This is a genomic window from Vibrio sp. 1978, from assembly GCF_033344345.1.
The window spans coordinates 1-562 of the sequence record NZ_JAWPOP010000839.1 but is presented as its reverse complement, the minus strand read 5'-3'; the positions used below and the strand labels follow the sequence as shown (position 1 = coordinate 562).

At 45.7% G+C, this 562-nt stretch carries 1 protein-coding gene; it reads left to right on the top strand.

The features are described from left to right. Positions 1-562, top strand: a 562-nt coding sequence (locus R8N49_RS29400; RefSeq protein WP_318190732.1) for a DUF5801 repeats-in-toxin domain-containing protein, incomplete at both ends; no start/stop codon positions are given.

Genomic DNA, 562 nt, shown 5'->3' with positions numbered 1-562 from the left:
CGCGAATGGCGTGATTGAGTACCGTGCGTACGTGCAAGGCACTACCGATATCGTGTTTAAACTTACGTTAAATGCTGGAGAAGATAGGTATCAATTTGAATTATTTGCTCAGCTAGACCATCCAAATGGCAATGGTGAAAACGAGCTAGTGATTGATTTCCCTGTGAATGCCACGGATTTTGATGGTGATGTGTCGAACACGATTAGTTTGCCAATCACCGTTGTTGATGATGTGCCGTCTATCACTGGGGTGGATAACAGTAGCCAGTTGACGATTGACGAAGATGATTTACCTGCTGGCTCTGATACTTCTGGCTTACGAGTGTTAGATGGACACTTTAACGTTGTTGCTGGCGCTGATGAAATCGTCAGTTATCACGTTTCTGACTTAGCTGGCGCGGTCGCTGGTTTGCAGTCAAATGGTCAAGATGTGGAACTAAGACTGGTCTCTGAAGCCGACGGTGTAAGCACCTATGAAGCGGTGATTGTTGGCACGAACACGCAGATTTTCACCCTAACGTTGGATGCAAAAGACAATAGCTACCAATTTGAGTTAGTGGGA